The sequence below is a fragment of the Neisseria sp. P0021.S007 genome, from assembly GCF_051956855.1.
Genome location: NZ_JBQCXA010000555.1, coordinates 1 through 679, shown reverse-complemented (window position 1 = coordinate 679; position 679 = coordinate 1). Strand labels below are relative to the sequence as shown.

Here is a 679-nt window from a genome sequence, read left to right as displayed (position 1 = left end):
CCTCGTCGTCTCCCCCGAAGCCCGCGACGGAGGCTACGGCGAAATGCTGCTCGACCACCTCTTCCAAAAAGCCCTCACCATGGGCATCCGCCGTCTGTTCGCCCTCTCCACTCGCACAGGCGAATGGTTTGTCGAACGCGGTTTTCAGACGACCTCTACCGATGCATTACCCAAAGAACGCCGCCGCGACTACCTTGCCAACGGCCGTAACTCGCAAGTGTTCGTCCGAGAGCTGGCTTAAGCGGTTTTGAAACCCAAGGTCGTCTGAAAACTGCCGACTGCCTTGTTTAGCGTTTCTAAAAATCAAGCATGACCTAAAAAAGCCTGACGGTTTGCCGCCCTCTTCTGTGAAAGAGAAAACGGCAAACCGTCAGACTTACTTTATGAACGCGACTAGAGGTTTTGCAAAGAACAAAGCATTGAAACTGCGTTTGCAGGCGACTCAATTTTCACAAAAAATCCATGCCCCTCAACGGCCATTCCTCACTCAAGGGCGCGGCGATTTCAAACGCCTGATCTTGATAATCAAATTTGATTTTCCACGCATGAAGGAACATCCTCGATGCAGGCTTCCCGCCGTAGAGCGTATCGCCCAAAATCGGGCTGCCCAAGCTTTTCATGGCGACACGGAGTTGGTGGGTTTTGCCCGTATGCGGATGCAGGACGAACAGGCGCAGGC

Annotated in this window: 1 protein-coding gene and 1 pseudogene; one reads left to right on the top strand and one right to left on the bottom strand. The window is 53.3% G+C overall.

What is annotated here, in order from left to right; genetic code table 11:
- A partial coding sequence (locus ACTHUR_RS14585; RefSeq protein WP_440399301.1) for a GNAT family N-acetyltransferase occupies window positions 1-241 on the top strand: 241 nt, incomplete at its 5' end.
- Window positions 242-449: 208 nt separating this feature from the next.
- Here ACTHUR_RS14585 and ACTHUR_RS14580 read toward each other — a convergent pair.
- Window positions 450-679: pseudogene (locus ACTHUR_RS14580) on the bottom strand (TIGR01621 family pseudouridine synthase); the annotation flags it as partial.